Genomic DNA, 599 nt, shown 5'->3' with positions numbered 1-599 from the left:
GACCGCGACGTGATCCGGCCGCACGCCCTGGGCAACTTCCGGCAGCTGCTCGAGGCCGTTGCCACCAGCCCGGCCATGCTGTACTACCTCGATAACTACAACAATCAGGTCTCCGGCCCGAACGAGAACTACGCCCGCGAGCTGTTTGAGCTGCACACCCTCGGCGCGGAGAACTACCTCGGCGTGCGCGACCCGAACAGCGTGGAGAAAATGGCCGACGGCGTCGCGGTCGGCTATGTGGATAACGATGTGTACGAAGCGGCGCGCGCCTTCACCGGCTGGCGCGTCGCCGACGACGACCACAACGACTGGGATCCGGCGGTGCCCAGTACGGGCAAGTTCTTTTTCTACAAAGCTTGGCACGACCGCTTCAACAAACTCGTGCTGGGCCGCTACCTGCCCGCCGACCCGGCCCCGATGGAAGATGGCCGCGCCGTGCTCGACCTGCTTGCCTACCATCCCGGCACGGCGCGCCACGTCTGCCGCAAGCTGTGCCGCCGGTTGATCAGCGACGACCCGCCGGAGTCCATCGTCCAGCGCGCCGCCGAGGTCTTCCTCGCGCAGCGCGATGCGCCCGACCAGATCAAACACGTCGTCCG

The 599-nt window shown here is 66.6% G+C and carries 1 protein-coding gene; it reads left to right on the top strand.

Going from position 1 to position 599, the window contains the following annotated elements; all coding sequences use genetic code 11:
• The coding region (locus NZ773_16280; GenBank protein MCS6803485.1) for a DUF1800 domain-containing protein at positions 1 to 599 on the top strand (599 nt) is incomplete at both ends.

The organism is Dehalococcoidia bacterium (genome assembly GCA_025054935.1).
Classification (GTDB): Bacteria; Chloroflexota; Dehalococcoidia; order SpSt-223; family SpSt-223; genus JANWZD01.
This window is presented reverse-complemented; position numbering and strand designations above follow the sequence as displayed.